The 23,083-nt window shown below is 40.6% G+C and carries 15 protein-coding genes; 6 read left to right on the top strand and 9 right to left on the bottom strand.

The genetic code is table 11. The features are described 5' to 3' along the window. Positions 1–10: 10 nt before the first annotated feature. The 3 genes from ACN222_RS24415 to ACN222_RS24405 form a co-directional block, all read right to left on the bottom strand. Positions 11–2,626, bottom strand: coding sequence for a chloride channel protein (locus ACN222_RS24415; protein ID WP_010999017.1), 2,616 nt, complete (start codon positions 2,624–2,626; stop codon positions 11–13). A gap of 105 nt (positions 2,627–2,731) precedes the next feature. Further along, positions 2,732–4,042, bottom strand: coding sequence for a TldD/PmbA family protein (locus ACN222_RS24410; protein WP_010999016.1), 1,311 nt, complete (start codon positions 4,040–4,042; stop codon positions 2,732–2,734). A 258-nt stretch (positions 4,043–4,300) separates the two neighbouring features. Beyond that, on the bottom strand, positions 4,301–5,161 hold the full coding sequence (locus ACN222_RS24405; RefSeq protein ID WP_010999014.1) for a Tab2/Atab2 family RNA-binding protein: 861 nt from the start codon (positions 5,159–5,161) through the stop codon (positions 4,301–4,303). 141 nt (positions 5,162–5,302) lie between these two features. Here ACN222_RS24405 and ACN222_RS24400 point away from each other — a divergent pair, with 141 nt between their 5' ends. From ACN222_RS24400 to ACN222_RS24375, 6 genes are all read left to right on the top strand, one after another. Further along, positions 5,303–6,769, top strand: a complete 1,467-nt coding sequence (locus ACN222_RS24400; RefSeq protein ID WP_010999013.1) for an aminotransferase class I/II-fold pyridoxal phosphate-dependent enzyme — start codon at positions 5,303–5,305, stop codon at positions 6,767–6,769. Positions 6,770–6,939: 170 nt separating this feature from the next. Next, entirely contained in the window at positions 6,940–7,398 is a 459-nt protein-coding gene (locus ACN222_RS24395; RefSeq protein ID WP_010999012.1) for a DUF3592 domain-containing protein, read from the top strand. 92 nt (positions 7,399–7,490) lie between these two features. Beyond that, entirely contained in the window at positions 7,491–8,366 is an 876-nt protein-coding gene (locus ACN222_RS24390; RefSeq protein ID WP_010999011.1) for a DUF4349 domain-containing protein, read from the top strand. Positions 8,367–8,569: 203 nt separating this feature from the next. After that, entirely contained in the window at positions 8,570–10,102 is a 1,533-nt protein-coding gene (locus ACN222_RS24385) for a SagB/ThcOx family dehydrogenase (RefSeq protein ID WP_010999010.1), read from the top strand. Beyond that, positions 10,056–10,238, top strand: a complete 183-nt coding sequence (locus ACN222_RS24380; RefSeq protein ID WP_149028801.1) for a hypothetical protein — start codon at positions 10,056–10,058, stop codon at positions 10,236–10,238. Before ACN222_RS24385 ends, ACN222_RS24380 begins: the two co-directional genes overlap by 47 nt. Before the next feature lie 299 nt (positions 10,239–10,537). Continuing rightward, positions 10,538–12,100 carry an NAD(P)H-quinone oxidoreductase subunit N gene (locus tag ACN222_RS24375; protein ID WP_010999009.1) on the top strand — a complete coding sequence of 521 codons (1,563 nt, stop codon included), beginning with the start codon at positions 10,538–10,540 and terminating at the stop codon, positions 12,098–12,100. Positions 12,101–12,161: 61 nt separating this feature from the next. Here ACN222_RS24375 and ACN222_RS24370 read toward each other — a convergent pair whose 3' ends face one another. The 6 genes from ACN222_RS24370 to ACN222_RS24345 form a co-directional block, all read right to left on the bottom strand. After that, positions 12,162–13,190, bottom strand: coding sequence for a sensor histidine kinase (locus tag ACN222_RS24370; protein ID WP_010999008.1), 1,029 nt, complete (start codon positions 13,188–13,190; stop codon positions 12,162–12,164). A gap of 15 nt (positions 13,191–13,205) precedes the next feature. After that, positions 13,206–14,354: an FIST signal transduction protein gene (locus tag ACN222_RS24365; RefSeq protein ID WP_010999007.1), complete on the bottom strand. Its 1,149-nt coding sequence runs from the start codon at positions 14,352–14,354 to the stop codon at positions 13,206–13,208. Positions 14,355–14,602: 248 nt separating this feature from the next. After that, entirely contained in the window at positions 14,603–15,934 is a 1,332-nt protein-coding gene (locus tag ACN222_RS24360; protein WP_010999006.1) for a hybrid sensor histidine kinase/response regulator, read from the bottom strand. A gap of 477 nt (positions 15,935–16,411) precedes the next feature. Further along, positions 16,412–17,635, bottom strand: coding sequence for a hybrid sensor histidine kinase/response regulator (locus tag ACN222_RS24355; protein ID WP_010999005.1), 1,224 nt, complete (start codon positions 17,633–17,635; stop codon positions 16,412–16,414). Between the two features lie 137 nt (positions 17,636–17,772). Further along, a complete protein-coding gene (locus ACN222_RS24350) occupies positions 17,773–20,586 on the bottom strand; it encodes an ATP-binding protein (protein WP_126987344.1) in 2,814 nt (937 codons plus the stop codon). A 421-nt stretch (positions 20,587–21,007) separates the two neighbouring features. Further along, the gene (locus ACN222_RS24345; RefSeq protein ID WP_237087541.1) at positions 21,008–22,804 is read right to left on the bottom strand and encodes a WD40 repeat domain-containing protein; all 1,797 of its coding nucleotides are present in this window, start codon (positions 22,802–22,804) and stop codon (positions 21,008–21,010) included. Positions 22,805–23,083 lie beyond the last annotated feature (279 nt).

Here is a 23,083-nt window from a genome sequence, read left to right as displayed (position 1 = left end):
GCTATCAGCTTCAACTCTCAATTGCTCCCCTTACCAAAATCACGGTACTATCGACACCAGAAGCGATCGCCTCTGGAATATTACCTTGAATAGCCTGTTGTAATAAGCCCTCACGGGAAGCGCCTAAAACCACCACATCATAACCTTCAGTTTCCACTAGCTTAATCACACCTTCGACTACTGAATCAGCTTGTACTGGCGCAGCAATTACAGTACTAGATAGTTGGCGGCGACGCATCAATTGACGAATGGCTTGTTCTAAAACTGTCATATCTGGTCTAAATTCCCAAGGTTTAAACACCCTTGTCAACCGAATTTGTGGGTCATCGCTTAAAGTCACTAAAGCTGGTAACAGTTTAATTGCTATCCTGGCGTTGGGGCCACCAGCCATTGGTACTAGCCAGCGATTGAATTGGGGATTGGAGATTGGGTATTGGGTATTGGGGATTGGGAATGGGGAACTACCTAACTTCACCAGCACTACGTCACAGGTGGCTTGGCGGATGATGGTATCTACAACGTTGCCAAAAATCCTGCCTGGGGTGGATGTGCTACCTTTCCATCCCATGAGAATTAAGTCTATGTGTCGGTCTTTAATGGTTTCTAAAATTGCATGAGCAGGATCATGGGCGACTCTAATTTGGGTATGTAGGGGAATGCGCCATTTTTTGGCTAAGACTTCGGCTTGTCTCAGAAGACGGCGACTTTTGGCGGTTCTCACCGTGGTTTCCGATGGGGAACTGTGGCGGGAAACCAGCATTACTTGTACACACTCTATTTCATAATGGCGATCGCGGGCAATGGCGGCTGCCATTTTTAATAAAGTCGCGGCGGTTTCTGGGTTGGCGACTGGTACTAGTATTCTACCTCTGCCTGTGTTGGGACTTCGCGTTTGGTAAACTACATAGGATGGTTCTGGCTGGGGCCCTGGGTTGGGATTTTCGCAGTTGAGACGGTCTGCTTCTACCCGAATGATATCTGCACGGGTAATAATCCCGATCAGTTTTTGCCCTTCTACAACTGGTAAGCGACTGATTTGATAGCGGTCTAATAAATATAAAACATTACTCAAGGTATGTATGGGTGTGACTGTCATAGGATTGGCTGTCATAATTTCCCTGAGGTGAGGATTATTCTCTAGACTGCGACTGAGGCTTTTAGTTAAATCTGATTGAGTAATAATCCCGACTAATTTGTTATCTTCTACTACTGGGAAGCCGCGATGGTGGGAACTAGCAAAGGCTTGCTTGGCTTCTTCTAAAGTTATCTCTGCATCTAGAGTTTCTACCCGTTGCTGCATCACATCTTTTGCAGTCATTTGGCTTAATATCCCCTCTACCGACATCTGTTTAGTGAGGGTAATGCCATTTAAAAGTAATAATTTCTCATACAGTGAACCAGGTACTACTTTGTCTGCTACTAAGTAAGCCGTCACAGACACTATCATCAAAGGCAACACTAGGTTAAAGTCTGTGGTCATTTCAAAGACAATCACAATAGCGGTGATTGGGACTTTAGAAACCGCACTAAAAAAACCACCCATTCCCGCTAAGGCATAGGTAACAGGAGAACCATCCCCCGTGATTTGATACTCTAATACGCCCACCAAATGCCCTAAAGCCGAACCTAAAATTAGGCTAGGCGCAAATAAACCTCCGGGTGCGCCAGAACCAAATGCGACTAAAGTTAGGATAAACTGAGCAATAAAAGCGATCGCTGCAAAGGATGGGTTTAAATCACCAGTGATTACATATTCCCTTAAACCAGCGTTATCCCGAAAAGACTCAGGCAACAGCGATACGACAATCCCCGATACCAAACCAGCCAAGGCTACCCGCAGAGGTAAGCTAATATGCAGATTCCGGTAAAACTGGAGGCTGAAAATCAACCCGCGATTAAATAATGCACCCAGTAACCCTGCTAAGACACCCAACAGCAAAAAGAAGGGAATTTCTGGAAAAGAAAAGCCACTAGAGTAGGAAAGTAATTCTATGTTTAAATTTAGACTACGACCACCCAATAGCCGGGAAACTACCCCACCAATAAATGAAGCGATAATGGCAGTTCCCAGAGTCAGCCCTGATAAATCTTGAAGTAATTCCTCAATAATAAATAAGACCCCGGCAATAGGGGCATTAAAAGCAGCCGCCAAACCTGCACCCGCACCAGCCGCAATCATTTGCCGCCGATGGTCGGGAGAAGTGGGAACCAAGCGACTCATCCCCGCCGCTAAACCTGCCCCCACTTGGACTGTCGGCCCTTGTCTTCCTAATGTCAGCCCTGAACCCAAAGCCAGAATAGCACTCAGTAGCTTAACTATTGCTACTCGCCAAGACAATTTCATCGGTATATTTGCTAGAGTAGCTTTGACTTGTGGAATACCACTACCCGCCGCCTCTGGTGCTAATCTTTGCACCATCAGCCCAGCCAAATACCCAAAGCTCAAACCAATGATTGGTAAAACTACCCATGCCGGCAAAATATGAGAACTATGAACCCGCCATGCACCTAATAATCCCGAACAGACCTTGAGGAATACCGCAGATAATGCAGCTAAAACCCCAATAACACAAGCTTCTGCGATCGCTAAACCCCGTCTAGGCTGCAACCAACTGCGAAAGTACATAGTACTAATTTAGTTATTGGTCAGAGACGCGATTAATCGCGTCTGTACAATTGTCCATAGTCAATTTCTTCCCCCTGCTCCCTGCCCCCCTGCTTCCCCTGCCTCCTAATTATTCCTCCCAGTTGTCGATAGTCCTTCGACTATTAAAGACGGAGTATAACAAGAACCGTTCCAATCAGCATCACTGCCTAATTCCACTTGCTTGAGGGCTGTATAAACATTGCCTGCGACCATTGTATCTTTGACACGACCGATTACTTGACCTTTCTGGACTCGATAGCCTAATTCGATATTGATCGAAAAGTCGCCAGAGATCCCAGCGCTACCACCGAGCATTTGGTCTACAATCAAGCCATCATCCATGTTTTGGATCAGGTCTTTGAGGGACTTGGAACCAGGCTTAATCAAGAAGTTAAATAAGCCAGGGGTGGGATAACTGCCTAAACCGGGGCGGAAGCCATTGCCAGTGGTGCCGTTACCTAGTTGCCGTCCGGTGGTGCGATCGCAATAATAATTTTGTAATATGCCTTTTTCGATAAATACCAAAGATTTGGTCGGAGTACCTTCATCATCAAACGGGCAACTATAAGGCCCGGCTTGGGGGTCTTGGTAAAGGGTAAGGCTGGGAGCGATTACTTGTTTACCCACACGTTCTGCCCAAGGGGAAGCTGCTTCTAGTACACGTTTGCCATTCAACGCTGCTTGCGCTGTACCCCAAAGCATATCCGCCGCTTTGGAAGTAAATAAAACTGGGACACGACCGTTTGGAGGTGGGACGTTTTCTTTAGCCCAAACCAGTCTTTGTAAAATTTGATAAGCTAGTTTTTCGGGATCTAAGTAATCGCGCTGAGTCTGTCCGTCAGATACACTTAAAAAATCATCGCCGCGAACCCATTCGGCGGACATATAGCAACTGAGGGTAGTATCGCTGTAGTAGCAATCTAGACCCTGGGTGTTGACAAGTCTAGTCGTTTCCACATCACATTCCCAGTCACTATTACAGAGGACATCGGGATAATTATCGCGGATGAGAGCGATCGCTTCTTTGCCCCAACCAACTAAAACTTCTACAGATACAGCCTCACCCAAATCTGGGTAGGATGGCTGAAAGTTGCTAACCAATTCCACTGGTTCTGATTGGTTCAGTTCGCTCAAAGCAAGAGCGCGTTCTACCATTGCTCCTGGTTCTACCGAACCATAAGCTACCGTGAGTCCTGGGCGGCCTTTGCGCCATAGTCGCAGTGCCGTACCTTCAGATTGGCTGGTTTCTAGCTGTTTGAGTCGGTTAGCCTCAAAAAATACCGGACGAGAAAGCGATCGCGACTGATACACTTCAGCCGTTTCCGCTCCCGATTTAAGAGCTAGTTCCAGCAGCTGTTCTGCGAGTGTATCTTGTGACAAATTTTCAGAACCCATGACCCTCGGTGAATGGTGGACTTTGGATTTTGAACTGGCAGTACACGCAGATCATTATCCCAAATCATTGGTGACTATCCGCGTAGATTTCAGACGGACGCAGATAATTATCCCAAATCATTGGTCTTTATCACCATTTAAAAGGAATGGGGATTGGGGACTGGGGATTGGGGACTGGGGACTGGGGACTGGGGACTGGGGAAAAAGATAGACAATCCATATCTCTCTCATCCCCTACACCCCCACACCCTTACACCCTTACACCCCTAACTCTTGTAACAGCCAAAATCCAGCAAAAGATTCTGCCTCTGGGTTTGACTGCACACCGATAAAATGTACACCATTGGCTTTTTGTTTGGCTTCCTCGAAACCTCTAGCTTCTTGTACAGTAGTGGGATTTTTGATATTTGCTAAAATCCAACTTTCCGTAGCACCAGTTTCTAAGACTAATCTCATTCCTTGGCTGGTATCTACTCTCAAAAATGCCAGCTCCAAACCAGACATCCAGCCTGCTATCGGCAAAGCTCTAGGGGAGAAAATCAACACCCCAGGAATGCGGGTTTCAGGCGATACCTGGACAAAATCTAATGGAAATGCCTCACTAAAACCAATTTCCCAGTCTGGCATTTCTGCTAAATCCGCAGCTGATAAAGAGACAAACACCCATTGTTGTCCTTCCAACGCATCAGGTAAGCGTTGCGGTAAAGGGCTGTCTAAACGCACTGAGGGAGTCGTTACCCCTTGATAACCAGGTTCTTGGGGATAAACTTCTTCCATGCGCTGCTTCAGCCATTGATTGAGTGCCAAAGTGCGCCGGCTCGGCAAAGCTGGAATACCTGCATCTTCGCAAGCCTTAACGATCATATTATTCATTTGGCGACGGAAAAAGCGGATTTTGATTGGTGCTTTCCCCGCCTTGCTAATTGCCTCTTGAATGGCTGTCCTTAACCAAGCTGAATTGACTTCAGTACTGGGACAATATTGTGCATAGCGAAATAAGGAATCCGTCTTTGTGCGAATATCTAAGGGACTTTCACAAATTACAACTTCCCAAACTTTTTTCTGATTTTCGTCCAAAATTGGACGGGAGTAAAAATCTAATTCCCAAATACTGCCCATGTTCTGCCGTATAAATCTGGCGAGTTTATATTTTGCTTATATTCTCACTCTACCAAGATTGGTCATTGGTCAGTTGTCAGTTGTCAGTTGTTAGTAGTTTTCTAATTCCCCTGCTTCTTCCTGCTCCCAACCTCCTTACCAATGCTTGATCAAAACCAAACACCACTAATAGAATCTATAAAAGCTTGTACTGCTCGACATCATGCAGCGTTTTATACTCCTGGGCATAAGCAGGGGAGGGGGATTGCTCAACCTTTGGCTGATTTGTTGGGTAAAGCGGTATTTAGTGCTGATTTGACGGAGTTGGCTGATTTAGATAATTTATCTGCGCCCCAAGGAGTGATTCAGGAAGCCCAACAATTAGCGGCGGCGGCGTTTGGTGCCTCACAGACATGGTTTTTGGTCAATGGTTCTACTTGCGGTGTCGAGGCGGCAATTCTGGCTACTTGTAGACCGGGGGATAAAATTATTTTGCCTCGGAATGTACATTCATCGGCGATCGCTGGTTTAATTCTCTCTGGTGCTATCCCGATTTTTATTTATCCTGAATATGACCCAGTTTTAGATATCGCCCATAGCATCACGCCTGAGGCTGTAAAAGCAGCTTTGCAACAACATCCTGATGCTAAAGCGGTGTTGACAGTTTACCCTACATATTACGGTGTATGTGGGGATTTAGAGGCGATCGCCCAAGTCACCCACCACTACAATATTCCTTTACTAGTAGATGAAGCCCACGGCGCACACTTCGCTTTTCACCCAGAATTACCCACCTCGGCCTTAGCCGCAGGTGCAGATTTAACTGTACAGTCGATTCACAAGGTACTGGGTGCAATGACGCAAGCTTCAATGCTTCACATCCAAGGTGACAGAATAAATGCGGTTCGAGTTAGTCAGGCTTTGCAGCTGCTACAGTCTACTAGCCCCAGTTATGTACTTCTAGCTTCCCTGGATGCGGCTCGTCAACAAATGGCTTTGTCTGGTAAACAGTTAATGTCCCGTACCTTACAACTAGCGAATGAAGCCAGAGAAAGAATTAGTCAAATTCCTGGCTTATCAGTTTTACAGCCTCCTACCAAGACACCATCACCAGGGTTTACAACTTTGGATAAAACACGCTTAACTGTGACTGTTTCCGGCTTGGGTTTAACGGGTTTTGCGGCGGAAGAAATTTTAGATGAACAACTGGGGGTAACGGCTGAATTTGCTACGTTGCAACATCTCACCTTTATTATTAGCTTGGGAAACACAGCTACTGATATTGAGCAGTTAGTCCAAGGTTTCACAACTTTAGCAGAAACAACACTGCCTACTAAGGCATTAGTCAACCCAAAAGTTAATAGTAATCTGGAATATTTTTCAGAAATTTCTCCCCGTGATGCCTTTTTTGCCGATAGTGAAACGTTATCCATCGAACAGGCGTGCGATGGCATTTGTGCAGAAATTGTCTGTCCTTATCCCCCAGGAATCCCCGTCCTTATGCCAGGAGAAGTTATCACAAAACCCGCCATTGAATATTTGCAACATATCCAAAGTTTAGGCGGATTCATTACTGGTTGTGCCGATACTAGTCTGAATACTTTAAAAGTTTTAGTCAATAGTCATTAGTTTTACACCTCCATACACTCTTCCCAGTTGCTTGTATTGCTCGAAAGTCTTCATCTTAATTCACGTAATTTGCTATTAATTTTCTGTAAGTTAAATAGTCAGTATTAGCGAAGCATTCAGACGATGCCAGATAGTTTAATGGAATCTATTGTTGTGATATTGTCAAACCCATGAATTTAAAATTTCGCCAAATTACCTTTGAAGATACATTTAGTGGCATTCTTGGTCTGGTGATTGGATTTGTGTTTATTGGGGGCGGTTTTTTGGTAGGTAATCAAGTCACCCAGGAACGTGCAACACTAACACAAACACAGGGTAAGGTAGTAGATAGCCTCCGTCGTCGTGAACGCGATAGTAAGGATAAGCAAAAAGAAACCTATGCGCCTGTAGTTGAGTTTTCAGCCAAAGGCGATCGCATTCGTTTCACTGGCGATTATCGATCTTACCGTTCCAGTAACGGTAAAATAGTAGCAGTACGTTATGACCCCAAGCGACCAACGACTACTGCGCGTGTAGTGGATTCCTATGAAGGCTTGATACCTTGGATCAGTTTTGGTATGGGTGGGTTAAGTCTCATCTCTGGTCTACGCCAGATTTCCCCTATATATTTGTCTTTAGGGGACGAGTAACACTAGATACGTTACATAAAATGCAACAATCCCAGGTTTAGGTTTTATGCTCAGTAATACTTGTGATTAATCCAACTATCTGGGGTTAGATTATGCAAAAGTCTATTCAATTACCACGTAAGTCCTGTTTATTTATCACTGCGCTAGTAGGGGGAGTGATTTTTACAAGTTGCGCCTCTGCACCCCAGTCTACAAATCAAGCATCAGCACCTGTTCCTGTTTCTGCTTCTGAGCTTGCTGATAATGTGGCACAAAAGGCGGTAGCTGCACCCATACCCCGTTCCCGTCCCCAATTAATTAAAAAAGCGGCCATAACTCTAATTGTCACCTCGGTAGATAAAAGTATTGATACTGTTACGCAAATTGTTAATCGTCAGCAGGGAGACTTAATCGGCTTAAATGAACAACAACCCACAAAGGGAAATACCCGTCATACTGCCTCAATACAGCTAAGAGTACCGCAGAACTTACTGGAACCAACAATAGAAGAGTTAGCTAAATTAGGCACAGTAGAAAATCGTAAAATTACGGCGGAAGACGTGGGCAATCAATTGGTTGATTTCCAAGCCAGATTAACTAATCTCCGCAAAACTGAAGCGAATCTGCAAAAAATTATGGATCGGGCCGGTTCTGTCAGAGATGTACTCAGTGTTGCTCAAGAACTTAGCAATGTTAGACAATCTATCGAACAAATTGATGCTCAATTGAAAAACTTACAAAATCAAGTCGCCTATTCCACTATTACGCTTAATCTCAAAGCAGCCGTCGCTAGTACTAGTCCTCAACTGGCTGTAAATTCGCAAATACAAGAAACTTGGAATAAATCTACTTATTCCCTGGGAAATTTTACGGTTGGGCTGCTCAAATTGGGTATTTGGTTAATAGTGTACAGTCCCTATTGGTTAATTTTGTCTGCTGGGGTCTACGGCTTCTACCGTTGGCGGCGTAATCATTTAGCTAGTCATTAGTCATTAGTCAGTTGTCAGCTGTCAGTTGTCAATAGTCCATCGTTATTCTTCTTCGCTCCCCCTGCTCCCTGCCCCCATGCCTCCTGCCCCTGCCTCCTTAAACAATAGTAATTCTGAGGAATAATGTGCTGATTAGACTGAAATAATGGTACTGATGAATGCCAAGATCAAAATGAGGATGTCGTAAGGGTATTGAAAGTACTATGCCAGAAATACACCAGTCAATTGCTCAACATTATCACGAACGTACTAAATATGACCCTGATACGATCGCCTCTAAAAGTCAGAGGTTAGATTGGGCTAAACAGCCAGTGCCGTTTAAGGAGTATAAAATCGGTTCTGCTATTGACCTCAAACCCTACTTACAAGAAACACCAGAGGTATTTGTCAATGATGCCAATGGTCAATGGTGGCAAAGGCTGTCGCGGTTACTGTTTCGCAGTTATGGGCTGACTGCCAGAATGCCTTCTATGGGGAATACGGTATATTTACGTGCTGCACCTAGCGCGGGGGGGTTATATCCGGCGGAGGTGTATGTGGTTTCCCGTGGTACGCCTCTACTATCACCGGGGCTTTATAACTACCAATGTCGGACTCATTCCCTGATGCACTACTGGGAAAGTGATATTTGGCAAAGTTTGCAAGAGGCTTGTTTCTGGCATCCTGCTTTAGAAAGTACTCAATTAGCCATTATTGTGACGGCTGTTTTCTATCGTTCGGCGTGGCGCTATGAAGACCGGGCTTATCGTCGCATTTGTTTAGATACAGGACACCTGTTAGGAAATATTGAGTTAGGTGCTGCTATCACTGATTATCGTCCCCACTTGATTGGTGGTTTCATTGATGAAGCGGTTAATGATTTACTATACATTGATCCGCTACAGGAAGGAGCGATCGCTGTTTTACCTCTGGCAGATTTATTAGATATCCAGCAAAATTTATCCCCAGGATGTACATCTCTCCCCTCAGCTACAGAAACTAATTATCCCCAAGTTCCTGATGGTGAATTGCTCAAATATTTTCATCGTCATACTCAAATTTCGGCTAGTATCACTGGCAAGCTGAATTTACCAACGGTCGTACAAGAAAGATCCTTGGAGGATAAATACAATTTTCCTTTCTGCTTGAAAATCTCCACTGTCTCCGCACCCATATACTGGGGAGAAAATCTGTCAGATTTGGAAATCACCATGCACAAGCGACGTTCTACCCGTGCTTATAATGGTGAGGAATTGACCTTTGATGAACTAAAAGCTTTACTTGATTTTACTTATCAACCCCAAAATTATATTGATCAAAGTCTAGATAATTCTCCAGATTATTTTGATTTAAATTTAATTGAAACTTTTATCGCGGTCTGCGGAGTCCAAGGACTGGAGGCTGGTTGTTACTATTACGCGCCTAAGGCTCAAGAATTAAGGCAAATCCGGTTTAAAAACTTCCGGCGAGAGTTACACTTTCTCTGTTTGGGACAGGAACTAGGCCGAGATGCTGCCGCCGTAATTTTTCATACATCTGATCTTAAATCTGCGATCGCTCAATATGGCGATCGCGTTTATCGTTACTTACACATGGATGCCGGACATTTGGGACAACGCTTGAATTTAGCGGCTATCCAACTCAACTTAGGTGTCAGTGGTATTGGTGGTTTTTTTGATGATCAAGTCAATGAAGTACTGGGTATTCCCAATGATGAGGCAGTTATTTATATTACAACATTGGGACGACCTAGATAAATCAATTCAAAATACCCTACGGGAACGGCAAGGGCGAACAAAATTCAAAATACCCTACGGGAAGGCTTCTCTACGAGACGCTACCGCGAACGCCAACAAAATTAAAGACAGCCACCCACAAGGGGCATTAGCGTAGCGGGATGCAAGTCCGGTTTTAAACCTCACTTTTTTTCATCAATTCTCTCTACCAACTTCCCCTGCTTTTTCTCAATTCATGCTACTAAGTTACGAATGCTACACCTAAGCATAATTTCATCTAATGGTATGTATAGTAACAGTGCGTAACGGAAAGCTATGACGCTACCAATGAGCAGTTTTTAGCCAAAAGCGAGCATAAACTAAAAGCTAAAAAGATAAATGCAACTTTGGTCAGGAACAATAGATAGAATGAACAAAGTTAGCCTTGATGTCTAATCGCCAAAACCTATATATCTCATGGATTTTGCTAATCTTGCAGCCCAGTTAAATGCTGGAACAATTTTGCCAGAGGGAATTGTAATTGTCACCCTCATGGGGGTTTTGATTGTTGATTTGATTTTAGGGCGTACATCCTCACGCTGGATAGGATATCTGGCGATCGCAGGCTTACTCGCGGCGATCGTCGCCCTGTATTTTCAATGGGATGCTACCAATCCCATCTCTTTTACTGGCGCGTTTATCGGTGATGACCTCAGCATCATCTTTCGCGGTATCATCGCCCTGTCTGCCGTTGTTACCATCTTGATGTCAATTCGCTATGTTGAGCAGAGTGGAACTGCTTTAGCGGAATTCATCGCTATTTTGTTAACTGCGACTTTGGGCGGGATGTTTGTCTCTGGGGCTAGTGAGTTGGTGATGATCTTCATCTCCCTAGAAACCTTAAGTATCTCCTCGTATTTGTTAACAGGTTATACCAAGCGTGACCCCCGCTCTAATGAAGCGGCGCTGAAATACTTGTTAATTGGCGCTTCCAGCACAGCAGTATTCTTGTATGGCGTTTCACTGCTATACGGTCTATCTGGTGGACAAACAGAACTGAATGCGATCGCTAATGGAATTATTACAGCTAACGTTGGTCAATCACTAGGTGCAGTTATTGCCCTGGTTTTTGTCATAGCGGGTATTGGCTTTAAGATTTCCGCCGCACCTTTCCACCAATGGACACCAGACGTATATGAAGGCGCTCCCACCCCAGTGATTGCCTTTTTATCCGTTGGTTCTAAGGCAGCAGGCTTTGCCCTCGCTATCCGTCTGTTAACTACAGTTTTCCCCTTCGTCGCCGAAGAGTGGAAGTTTGTGTTCACAGCTTTGGCCGTCCTCAGCATGATTTTGGGTAACGTTGTCGCCCTAGCCCAAACCAGCATGAAACGGATGCTGGCTTATTCATCCATTGCCCAAGCCGGGTTTGTGATGATTGGCTTGATTGCTGGAACTGATGCCGGATATGCCAGCATGATCTTTTACTTGCTGGTTTACCTATTCATGAATCTGTGCGGTTTTACCTGCATCATTCTGTTCTCCCTGCGGACAGGAACCGACCAAATTGCCGAATACTCTGGGTTATATCAAAAAGACCCACTCCTCACACTAGGTTTGAGTATCTCCCTGCTTTCATTGGGCGGTATTCCTCCACTAGCTGGGTTTTTTGGCAAAATTTACTTATTCTGGGCTGGTTGGCAAGCAGGTCTTTACTGGTTGGTCTTACTAGGCTTAGTAACCAGTGTTATCTCCATCTACTACTACATTCGCGTAGTCAAAATGATGGTGGTCAAAGAACCCCAAGAAATGTCCGATGTAGTCAAAAATTACCCCGAAATACGTTGGAATTTACCTGGATTTAGACCATTGCAAGTGGGTTTAGTGTTGACTTTGATTGCTACCTCTGTAGCAGGAATTTTATCTAATCCACTCTTTACTTTGGCAAATAATTCTGTTGCCAATACTGCAATTCTGCAAGCCACAAAAGTTGTCAGTACTCAGGTAAGTGCTATTCCTGCTGAGAAACCAGACGGTTTGTAAGCTCTATCTCAAATCTATACTATCCCCGATTTTTCCCAAAATTCGGGGATATTTTTTTAACCTATTCAATAGGAAGAGTAATAATAAATTCCGAACCCTCACCTGGAACTGAATTAACTTCCAGTGTTCCACCATGTTTTTGGACAATAATTTGTTGAGCGATCGCTAACCCTAATCCTGTACCTTTACCAACAGGTTTAGTAGTAAATGAATGTTCAAATATTTTTGATTTTAATTCATTTGATATACCGAAACCATTATCTTTAACCTGAATTAAAATAGAGTTAGCGAATAAACTAGTGATAATTGTAATTTGATTATTTTTTTGCTCAATCTCCGCAAAACTCAACCCAAAATTAGACTCTTCTAACGCATCTATAGCATTAGCCAAAAGATTCATAAATACCTGATTTAATTGACCTGGAAAACATTTAATTAAAGGAATATCTGCGTATTTTTTAACTACTTGAATTTGTGGACGGTCTGGAACAGCCTTTAAACGATGTTGGAGAATACAGAGAGTGCTGTCAATTCCTTCATGAATATTAAAAAGCAATTTATATTCTGCATCTGTTCGGGAAAAAGTCCGTAAACTATTACTAAGCTTGCTAATACGATCAGTTCCTTCTTTCATTGAGGAAATAAGTTTAGGTAAATCCTCACGCACATATTCATAATCAATTGCTGCCATTGCTGCCTGGATTTCTGGGCATGGTTTGGGGTAATATTGCTGATACAGGTCAAGCAGACGGAATAATTCATGAATATACTCAAATGCTGGATTCAGATTCCCCATGATAAATCCCACAGGATTATTAATTTCGTGGGCTACATCGGCAACCATACTACCTAAAGCAGACATTTTATCCTGCATTGTCTGAAGATTAAACAAAGTCGTCTCTAATTCATGCCTCCTTTCTTCTAACTGAATTTTTGATTGCTTCAATTCATTAATTACATTCTTCAGCAAAGTCTCTTTTTTGCTATTTGTTTCCTCTAGCCTAACTCTATCAACCTCTGAACGAATTAATTTTTTTTGGAGGATTCTATTAGCTTTTTCCAGCCTCTGGATTTCTTGTTCACAATTCATACAATCCTTAAATTATTAACGAGTTCCTAAAATTAAAGTGACAAAAGTTTCATTATGAAAGTGTGTTTCACCTGTTGGTTGTATAGGTGAAATTTCCCCATTACAATAAAAACCACAGCATGGTAAATCCTTACTAAGAATATTTTTAGTATTTAGATATTCTTGTTGAGCTTGTGTACCTAGTAGTTGTCTTCGAGCTACACAAGAGAAAAAGAGAACACCTGCTGGTTCGGTTCCTGGGTAATTCTTGAAGGCTGTCATAAATGATGCTTGAGAAGCAGCCAAAATATCATCCTTACCTGCTTCAGCCATGTTAATACTTGCTTGTTCGGGAATATCCGCAAAGAAAGTAATACTACCTGATTGTTCATCATAGGCGATCGGCGCTCTCAGATAAAAACTCGTTTCATCATGAGTAAACACGGCTAAAGGATATTCCATTGAAGGCGGAAGCTGACCTAAATAATGTCGATAAAATTCTAAAGCTGGTTGACCATCAATCTCATAGACTATATTTTTATCTACTTTGGTGACTTTGCTGGTTTTACCAATGGGGAACCAACCACTGGCGATACCGTGGGAAAATAAAACCTGACCACAAAAGAGCAGAATTGGTACAGCGTCGCTCAAGACTTCTGTTTTAAAGAATTGGTGGGTGTTTTGATATACTGATTGATCAGCTGCTAAACCCCCGAAAATGGGAAATTTTTCTCCTAAAGCCAATTTTAAGCCATCTAAGATGGACACACCACTAGTTGTGAGACTTTCTGGATGGGTTAAACATAACTGAGGTTCGGTTGTGCTTTTGGCTTTGGCTTTTTGTACAGCTTCTTGAGTCGCCGCAATTGGATTGTGTGAAACCTGATATCCCACACCTGCAAGAATTTCAATTTCATCCGAGCAGAATAGCATTAAAGTTATTGAGTCTTGCTGAAATTCTAGCAGTGAAGAAATTTCTCCATCTGTGGTTCCACCAATCAACTCAATACCCGGAAAAGCCTGATTAATATTTTCCAGAATTAGGGAATGATCAAAATCAATAGCTGCAAATAAAATTCCCGCTTGAGGATTATTTCCTTGAAGAGAATCTTTTGATTGCTGAAGAATTTCTTTAACTGCTGATAGAGAATCTGGGTCGTTGCTGTGGGCTACTACTATTTTCATCGTCGTTTTACTCTGTAAAACACTAATCCCTACAGCAATATAGTTCCCTAGTTTTCTGAATAAATTTGCAAATCACATAAATTAGCGATGAATTCATACTAAATTGTTCATGAATTTATGATAAGTTGTACTGTGAACAAAGATTAATTTATCAATTATTTAAGGATGATAGAAAACATCCTGGCTTTGATTAACTTTTACCCAAATACATAATTAGCTAGAGAAATTAAGTTTGACAACTGACATAGTTATTCAATAGGGATGTTAATAATAAATTCTGAGCCTCTTCCTGGTTCTGAATTTACCTCAAGTTTCCCGCCATGTTTTTGAATGATAATTTGCCGAGAAATTGATAATCCTAAACCTGTACCTTTACCCACGGGTTTAGTAGTAAACAAATTATCAAATATTCTTTCTTTAATTTGATGTGGCATTCCTATGCCATTATCTTGAATTTTAATTAAAGCATGACTTTGATCTTCACTCAGCATTGTCTGAATGATGATTTTTGGAGTCTCAGCCATTAGTTTTTGATTATCAGTTACTGCACTATCTATTATTGAAGAATATTTATGACTAAATGATTCCTCCAAGGCATCAATGGCATTAGCTAAAATATTCATGAACACCTGATTTAATTGCCCAGGAAAGCAGTTAACTTGAGGTATAACACCATAATCTCGTTTAATTTCAATATCAGGATGATTTTCAGACCCTTTCAATCGATGTTTGAGTATTAAAATAGTGCTATCAATTCCTTCATGAATATCAAACTGAATTTTTTTCTCTGTGTCTGATCTGGAAAAAATACGTAGACTCCTGCTAATATCTCGGATGCGCTGAATCCCTTCTTTCATAGAAAAAATTAAATTGGGTAAGTCAGAGCGCACATAAGCTAAATCCATCTCACTGATTTCGTCTTGAATTTCTTGTACAGGATGGGGATAGTAACTTTGATATAAATTAATCAGCTTATTCATATTTTCAAAATATGTTAAAGCGTGACCTAAATTGCCATAAATACAACTGACTGGGTTATTAATTTCATGAGCTAATCCTGTTACTAATTGTCCAAGAACAGACATTTTTTCTTGTTGTACAAGTTGGAGTTGATAATCTTGTAGGTCTTTTAATGCTTGATTTAATTCCGCCGTACGTTCAGTAACTCGTTTTTCTAAATTTTTATTCAGGCTTCTTAGTTGCAAATGGGAAGAGATACGAGCTAATACTTCCGCTTTATGGAATGGCTTAGTAATGTAATCAACTGCACCTAAACTTAAGGCTTCTACTTTACTATTTGTATCGGTAATTGCTGTCATGAAAATCACGGGAATGTCGTGAGTTTCTGGCTGAATTTTCAAGTTTTTACAGGTTTCAAATCCATCCATTATTGGCATCATGACATCCAGCAGAATTAAATCTGGCACTCTAATTTGTATCTGTTCGAGTGCTTTTTTTCCATCAACTGCGGTGGCTACTTCAAAACCTGCGCCAATCAATGCTTCAGAGATAATTTCGAGATTGGTTAGGGTATCATCTACGATTAAAATAAAGCTAGTTTCGGTTGATGTATCAAGCATTTGATTTGAACTCGCGGATTTTATAGTGATTCACTGCCAATGGAATACAAGACTATTTATAAAGTAAGTCTTGAGTGTGTTCATCGCTTAAATTATTATTCCCCTGACCAATCATGTCTACATACGTTCCTGGCACAATACCAGTTGCTACAACAGAGACAAGCTCCCCAGCATAAATGTTATTCTTGCTTTATAAATAACCTATAAGATTATGATTCCCAGAAATTGTAATAGAGCAACAGCCACAACCAATAATTGTTATAACATCAATATATAGTAGTCCAGGTTGATTTATGTTGGACTCATCTGTATGAGAGTTCATGACTAGATTGAGTTAAAGAATCATAAAGATAAAATATAGGTACAGAAATCAAGCTGTCATGGCTCCTAAATACTTTTCTGCTGAAGCAGCAATTACTACCTGATTATTTTTTCCAAACAGATAGTAAAGTATTATTACCGTAAAAATAGCTAACATTAATATCTAATCACTTGCTGAATGGGAATAGTGATTAAAAATTGGGTACCTTTTCCCGGAGTAGATTGTACCTGTAGAGTACCCCCATGTTTTTCGACTATAATCTCATGAGCGATCGCCAATCCTAAACCTGTACCTTTACCTAAAGGCTTGGTAGTGAAAAATTGCTCAAAAATGCGCTGTTGTACTTCTAGAGGAATACCAACACCATTATCTGTAATTTCAATTAATACTGATTTTTGGTCATCCGTGACTTTTGTCCGAATTCCAATTGTCAATGTATCAGTTCTTTCTCTATTAATTACTGACTCCTCTAATGCCTCAATGGCATTAGCCAGCAAATTCATGAATACTTGGTTAAGTTTTCCAGAATAGCACTCCACCAAAGGGATATCACCATATTCCTTAATAATATTAATTGTTGAATCTGTAGGCAAAATTTTGAGGCGGTGACTTAAAATTATGAGTGTACTATCAATACCTTCATGTAAGTTAAACAGTTGAAATTCTAGATCTTCCAATCGAGAGAATAAACGCAGCGATCGCACGATTTTCTCCACTCTCTCAGTCCCCATTTGCATCGAAGATAATAGATGTGGTAAATCTTGTTTAATAAACTCTAATTCAATACTTTTGGAGAATTCTTGAATTTCGGGACTTGGGTTAGCTGTATGATTCTCATACAATTTTAATAAATTTAATAAGTCTCCAACATAATTTTGAGCGTGGGCTAAATTCCCATAAACAAAATTAACTGGATTATTAATTTCATGGGCAATTCCTGCTACCAATTGACCCAAAGAAGACATTTTCTCCTCTTGTGCTAGCTTTAATTGAGTCCGCCGCAATTCTAAATGGACATTGATTCTCGCTAAAACTTCTTCATATTCAATAGGTTTAGTAATATAGTCAACTGCTCCAATTTGCAACCCTTTGACTTTATTTACTGTATCAGATAGAGCCGTCATGAAAATTACGGGAATGTCCTTGGTTTTGGGATTGGCCTTTAGGTGGCGGCAAGTTTCAAATCCATCCATACCAGGCATCATGACATCTAATAAAATCAAATTTGGTAATGTTTCTTGTACTTTTGCTAACGCGCTTAGACCATTTTTAGCAACAGAGACTCGAAAACCAGCCTGATTGAGAATGTCAAACAAAACCTTGATGTTAGTCGGGATATCATCTACAATTAAGACTGAGTTATTTATGGGACTGCTCATCTAATTATCCTGTGAAACATCATAGTTTTAGATTCATCTTTATTTAATAACTTTCCTGAAAAAAATACATTTTTATTGTCTTAAACATAAATATGTATAATAAATTTTTGGTGTTATTAGTGAAGGATTTATCAATATCAATATGATAGATGAGGTTGAATCATAGAAACAATTGCCTCATCTTCAAACTCTGCTATTAATTCTGAAACTTTAACGGTAAAACGCGTATATTTTTTATCTAATTGCTGAATCCTGGTGATTTCTTCTTGGATACCAACTACATAACCAGCTTTAGCAGCTTGATATAAATTAACCAATTCCGTAGGAGGGGGAAATATAATTTCTTCTATAGATGAAATTTTAGCTGAGGAATCATCATTAGGTGAGTAAATCCATTTTAAAGATAAATAAGTTTGTAACATATTAAATAGGTCTTCAACCTTTACAGGTTTCGCTAAAAAATCATCATAACCAGCTTCTTGACTTTGCTGACGAGTATATTCAGATACACTAGCTGACGAAGCAATTATCACCAACTTTGCAAATTCTACTTGCGATCGCATCATTGTTGTCGCCTGCAAGTTATTTATTTCCGGCATGGCGATATCAGCAATAATTAAATCGGGATGTTCAGCTTTTATCTTATCTAAACTCTCTTGTAAATTACTAACCTCAGTTAACTTAAACCCTAAGGATGATAATAAATTGGCGAAAATATCACGTTTTTCCCAACTACTATCAATAATTAAGATACTTTTTGTCTTCCCTTCATAGCCAATAATATTTTTTTGACTTTCAACTGATAAAGAGATTTTCCCAGTATCAATTATAGGTAAATCTAAATCAAACCAAAACTTAGTTCCTTTACCATATACACTCTCAACTTTAATATCACTACCCATCAATTCTAGAATTTGACTACTAATTGCTAGTCCTAAACCTGTTCCTTCTGATTTATGTAAATTATCTCCTACTTGCTCAAAGGGCAAAAATATTTTTTTGAGTTGTTCATCTGTCATCCCAATACCTGTATCTTCAATTTGGAATCTCAGTTGATGAACTGGCAGTATCTGATTTGTATTGGTAATTAATTTTGTACCTGTACAGGCAACTACTTCTACATCAAAAGTGACTGTACCATTATCCGTAAACTTAATAGCGTTACTCAGAATATTAATTAATACCTGGCGTATCCGTTTCTCATCAGCAAAAGTTTTAGAAGGAATATAATCATTAAATTGATATTTAAAACTAATTCCTTTTTGCTCTACTTTAATATGGCACATCTCACAAACGCCGAGCAATAATCTTCCCAGATCAAATTCCTGAGGATAGAGTTCTAATTTTTTAGCTTCAATTTTGGCAATATCTAAAATATCATTAATTAAGGTCAGCAAATGAGAGCCACACTCATAAATGGTGTTCAAACCTTGCATTTGCTCGTCATTAGTATTTGAATCAAGTTGCAAAATTTGTGCATAGCCAAGAATACCATTTAGTGGGGTGCGTAATTCATGGCTCATATTAGCCAAGAATTCGCTTTTTGCACGGTTAGCAGCATCAGCCACTTCTTTAGCTGCTGTGATTTCCGCCGTTCGTTCCGCAACTCTATTTTCTAATTCTTGATTGGTTTTTTCTAATTCTGCGAAACTATCACGTAGTTGTCCTGCCATTTGATTAAAAGATGTGGCAAGCGTACTCAATTCTTTTAAGCCAGAAACCCTCACCTCTTGGTCAAGGTTACCAGAAGCGATCGCACTACTAGCTTGAGTTAACTGCACAATAGGACGAGCAATCCAACGGGAAGTATATACACCCATTGCCGTCGCTATGATCAGCGCCCACAAACAAAGTAAAATAGTTGTGCGATTGTTGGTATTGATTTGTCCCATAAAGTCGCTCTCAGGAACAACGACAATCACTAACCAATCCAAACCTAATTTATCGTTCCAAGGTCTTACTTGCACAAAATGTCTTTCATGTTGTAGTTGCAATACAGTCTGTTGATAACTCTTAACGTTTTTTAGTTGACCGAATTTTTGTTGCAGATAATCCGTTGTTTCTCGAAGTAAATAATTTTGACTCTGGTGTGCCGATAGCCTTTGTGCTTTGCCACTTATCACTTTGTATGGTGCTTCACTAGTAGAAGAAGCAACGATCATTCCAGAGCGTTCTAAAATAAATATTTGTCCTGTTTGTCCGACTTTCAAATTGGCTAAAAAGCTGTTAATTTGTGATAGTATTAAGTCAACACTAATCACACCAAAAAATTTATTATTATTGTCATTGATCGGATAACTTGCAGATATAGATAAAACTTCTGGTTTATCTTCCCATGAATAAATCTGACTCCAGACAGGTTTACCTGCCTTAACTGCATCTGCATACCAAGCTTCTACATGAGGATCATAATCTTTAACTGCTATTAATTGCTGGCGATCGCCTTGATTATTGGTAGTATAAACATACAGTTTGCCAATCCCATTTTTTTGGGAAACTTCATTAATTAAGAGTCCACCTTTATCTAAGCGTTCAACTCCAATAAATTCTCCTTGGAGATTAGCAAAACTAATATAACCAACATTAAATACCTGCATTTGCTGCCAGAAATAACGTCCTGTAGTCTGAAAATTTTCCAGATTCAGCATTCCTAAATTGGTAGCATCCACATTGATTTGATTAATCTGGAGAGGGGCTGCTAAGTAACTATCAAGATGTTGATCAACTAACCCATTCACTTTCACAATTAGCTGGTCAGCGAGTTCATTTACTGCCTTTTGTCCATTTTTAAAAGAGAGATAACCTACAAGACTTACTGCTGTGAAAATTTGCAGCACAAAAGGAACAACCAAAATCAAGCGCAAAGGTAGCTTTTGAGCAGTTTGAACACTAGAACGAATCATAGTTTTAATTTGGCGCTGCAAAGAAGGCTTCGTGTTACTCACTGGCATTATTTTGCCCATTCCTCCAGCTGCAATATCAAAATGCTATTTATCCTTAAATCTGCCAAGTACCTCTTCAAAACCATTATCCGCAGTGGGGTGTAACATCATCGCACCCGAAATATTTAGGTGATAACTCGTCTTACTCTCAAGTTTATGCACTTATTTGTTCTAAAATATCACAATAATAACTTGATATTGACAGCTTTTGATTATGGGAGTGTGTATCAGTTGTTTTCGCATCTGCTGGCTGAATACCCCGTATCTGCATGAGCGATTTTTACACATCAAAAACCACTGGCAAAAACATTATTTAAAGATATGCCAAAAAACAACGCTAATTTGATTAGCGCTGTTGAGTGGCTCTAGAAACATAAAAAATGCAGGAAAAGAAACAAATAACTATTGACTGTTGACCAATGATACCTCATTAACTTCTTTGCCAAAGTTTAATTGTCTTATCCAAACTGCCACTGACTAACATCTCACCGGATGTAGTGAAAGTTAGCGCTGTGACGATATCAGTGTGACCTGTAAACGTAGCTAATAACTCGCCTGTTTCCAGATGCCACAACTTGATGGTTTGATCAGAACTACCACTAGCGATAATTTGTTCATCAGGACTTAAAGCGATCGCATACACTTTATCTGTATGACCTTTGAGGGTGCGGATTAATCTCCCAGTCGCCAAGTGCCAAATTTTAATCGTCTGATCCCAACTGCCACTAATCAGTAGTTGACCATCTTTACTCATTGCTAAAGACCGCACGATATGACCATGACCCATCAGGGTATGTAACGGTTGTGCATCCTTGAGATTTTTGCCGAACCAGGAACCAGAAGTTTGCCAAACTTTGATTTTGCGATAGCTCCCTGTAACTAAAGTTTGTCCATCTCTGCTCAAAACTAGAGAATGGGCAGCCGTATCATCTAAAGACAAAATAGCTTTGACCTGACGGTGCATCAAATCCCAAAACAAGATTCTTCTATCATCGCCACCAGTTGCTAGCATCTGTCCATCGGGAGTAAAAGCCGCACACCGCACAATCCCATTGTGTTTGTGCAGAATATCAATTAAATCCAGTGCGCCTGTGTGCCAAATCTTAATAGTGGAGTCTGCACCGCCACTCACCAACATTTGCCCATCGGCACTAAAAGCCAGAGAATTTACTTCATCTACTAACCCAGAGACAATCCAAGGATATTCCGACAAAGTATCGATTAATTCACCTTGGCTTAAGTCCCAGAGTTTTGTCTCTCCCCGACTCCCACTAGCTAACATCGGCAAACCATTTTCACACCCAGAACTAAAAGACAAGCAATTAATTCCTCTCATGTGTCCTCTTAATGTCTGCCAACATTCCCAATCACCAATAATTTCTTTGCGGGGATGTTCTGAGGGTACAGTTTGAATCGTTTCTGGTATCGTCCTCTCAATTACTACCGGCAGAAAATCTAGTTTCGCCTCTTTTTTTGCAGTGAGTGATTCTAAATACCAACTTAATCCACCTGCATATAACAAATGGCTGGGGGTGAAATATAGCTTTGGTTCAGTTACTGCGATGTGACTAGTAGGTAAAAAGCCAGCTACTACAGCTTGCTTTTCATAACCAAGTTTACCTGTGGATGGATAAAATAAACACAGAAAAATTAATACTTGGTGATTTTTCAAATCTTCTTGAGTAACTGACCACTTAATTTTATCTTTCTTAATACCATTAAAACTTTCTCCATCTGCTACATAAACTTGCACGCTGATTTTTGGGTTATCTGCTAACAAATAAGTAAATTTGCTTTCACCGCGCAAATTGCCTTCATCATCAAGTACCATGTTTTTCACAGTATCCTGGGGCAACTTTTTCAGTAACTTACCCAAACGTTCAACGATGAGGCGATCAACAATTTGTTCTCGCAAGAAATAATCTTCTGCTTGCTGCTGGAAGTGGATAGGGAAAGGAATCGTCCAGTCAGGCGGTTCTGGATATTCAGGCGGGATGGGAGGCGGATTTTTAGCAAGGATTTCAGCTTGTCGGCGAGAAACTTCCTGAATTTTGGCAAATGGCTCCCCCCAAAATGCCATAATTTCGCTGTGGCAACCTTTCACTTGACTTTCCAACAACGACAGATCGTAAGTCTTCGGTTTTTTCACACGGAGAAGGAAGTCAGCTTGTTGAGCTTTGAGTAAGCTAATCCAATCCATCTGCATTCCTGTGGCACAATTTTGCATACTTAAGGTAAGTTATACCAATGCAATTAATCAAGTTTATAACTTCTAGTTAATTAAAAATTCCGTAATCCTCGCAGTCTAATAGAACACAATCATAGGCGAAATTCGCAGAGAGTATCCTTATTAATAGGATTTTTAGCCTTGATTGCTTGATATGACTGAGATAGGAATAATTTCCATGAAGTCCATCAATTCTAACTAACCTTAACCAAAAGATACTGTTGCCCTAGAACAGTTCTATTTCTAAAGAAGAGTATGATTTAACTGGGTTTTGAGATA

The organism is Anabaena sp. FACHB-595 (assembly GCF_048568275.1).
GTDB lineage: Bacteria > Cyanobacteriota > Cyanobacteriia > Cyanobacteriales > Nostocaceae > Trichormus.
The sequence above is the reverse complement of the archived record's forward strand: the minus strand, read 5'-3'. Positions and strand labels throughout refer to the sequence as shown.

Coding starts and splice junctions, on each gene's coding strand:
- ACN222_RS24415 (WP_010999017.1), bottom strand. CDS start 2,626: ATGTACTTTCGCAGTTGGTTGCAGCCTAGACGGGGTTTAGCGATCGCA.
- ACN222_RS24410 (WP_010999016.1), bottom strand. CDS start 4,042: ATGGGTTCTGAAAATTTGTCACAAGATACACTCGCAGAACAGCTGCTG.
- ACN222_RS24405 (WP_010999014.1), bottom strand. CDS start 5,161: ATGGGCAGTATTTGGGAATTAGATTTTTACTCCCGTCCAATTTTGGAC.
- ACN222_RS24400 (WP_010999013.1), top strand. CDS start 5,303: ATGCTTGATCAAAACCAAACACCACTAATAGAATCTATAAAAGCTTGT.
- ACN222_RS24395 (WP_010999012.1), top strand. CDS start 6,940: ATGAATTTAAAATTTCGCCAAATTACCTTTGAAGATACATTTAGTGGC.
- ACN222_RS24390 (WP_010999011.1), top strand. CDS start 7,491: ATGCAAAAGTCTATTCAATTACCACGTAAGTCCTGTTTATTTATCACT.
- ACN222_RS24385 (WP_010999010.1), top strand. CDS start 8,570: ATGCCAGAAATACACCAGTCAATTGCTCAACATTATCACGAACGTACT.
- ACN222_RS24380 (WP_149028801.1), top strand. CDS start 10,056: ATGATGAGGCAGTTATTTATATTACAACATTGGGACGACCTAGATAAA.
- ACN222_RS24375 (WP_010999009.1), top strand. CDS start 10,538: ATGGATTTTGCTAATCTTGCAGCCCAGTTAAATGCTGGAACAATTTTG.
- ACN222_RS24370 (WP_010999008.1), bottom strand. CDS start 13,190: ATGAATTGTGAACAAGAAATCCAGAGGCTGGAAAAAGCTAATAGAATC.
- ACN222_RS24365 (WP_010999007.1), bottom strand. CDS start 14,354: ATGAAAATAGTAGTAGCCCACAGCAACGACCCAGATTCTCTATCAGCA.
- ACN222_RS24360 (WP_010999006.1), bottom strand. CDS start 15,934: ATGCTTGATACATCAACCGAAACTAGCTTTATTTTAATCGTAGATGAT.
- ACN222_RS24355 (WP_010999005.1), bottom strand. CDS start 17,635: ATGAGCAGTCCCATAAATAACTCAGTCTTAATTGTAGATGATATCCCG.
- ACN222_RS24350 (WP_126987344.1), bottom strand. CDS start 20,586: ATGCCAGTGAGTAACACGAAGCCTTCTTTGCAGCGCCAAATTAAAACT.
- ACN222_RS24345 (WP_237087541.1), bottom strand. CDS start 22,804: ATGCAAAATTGTGCCACAGGAATGCAGATGGATTGGATTAGCTTACTC.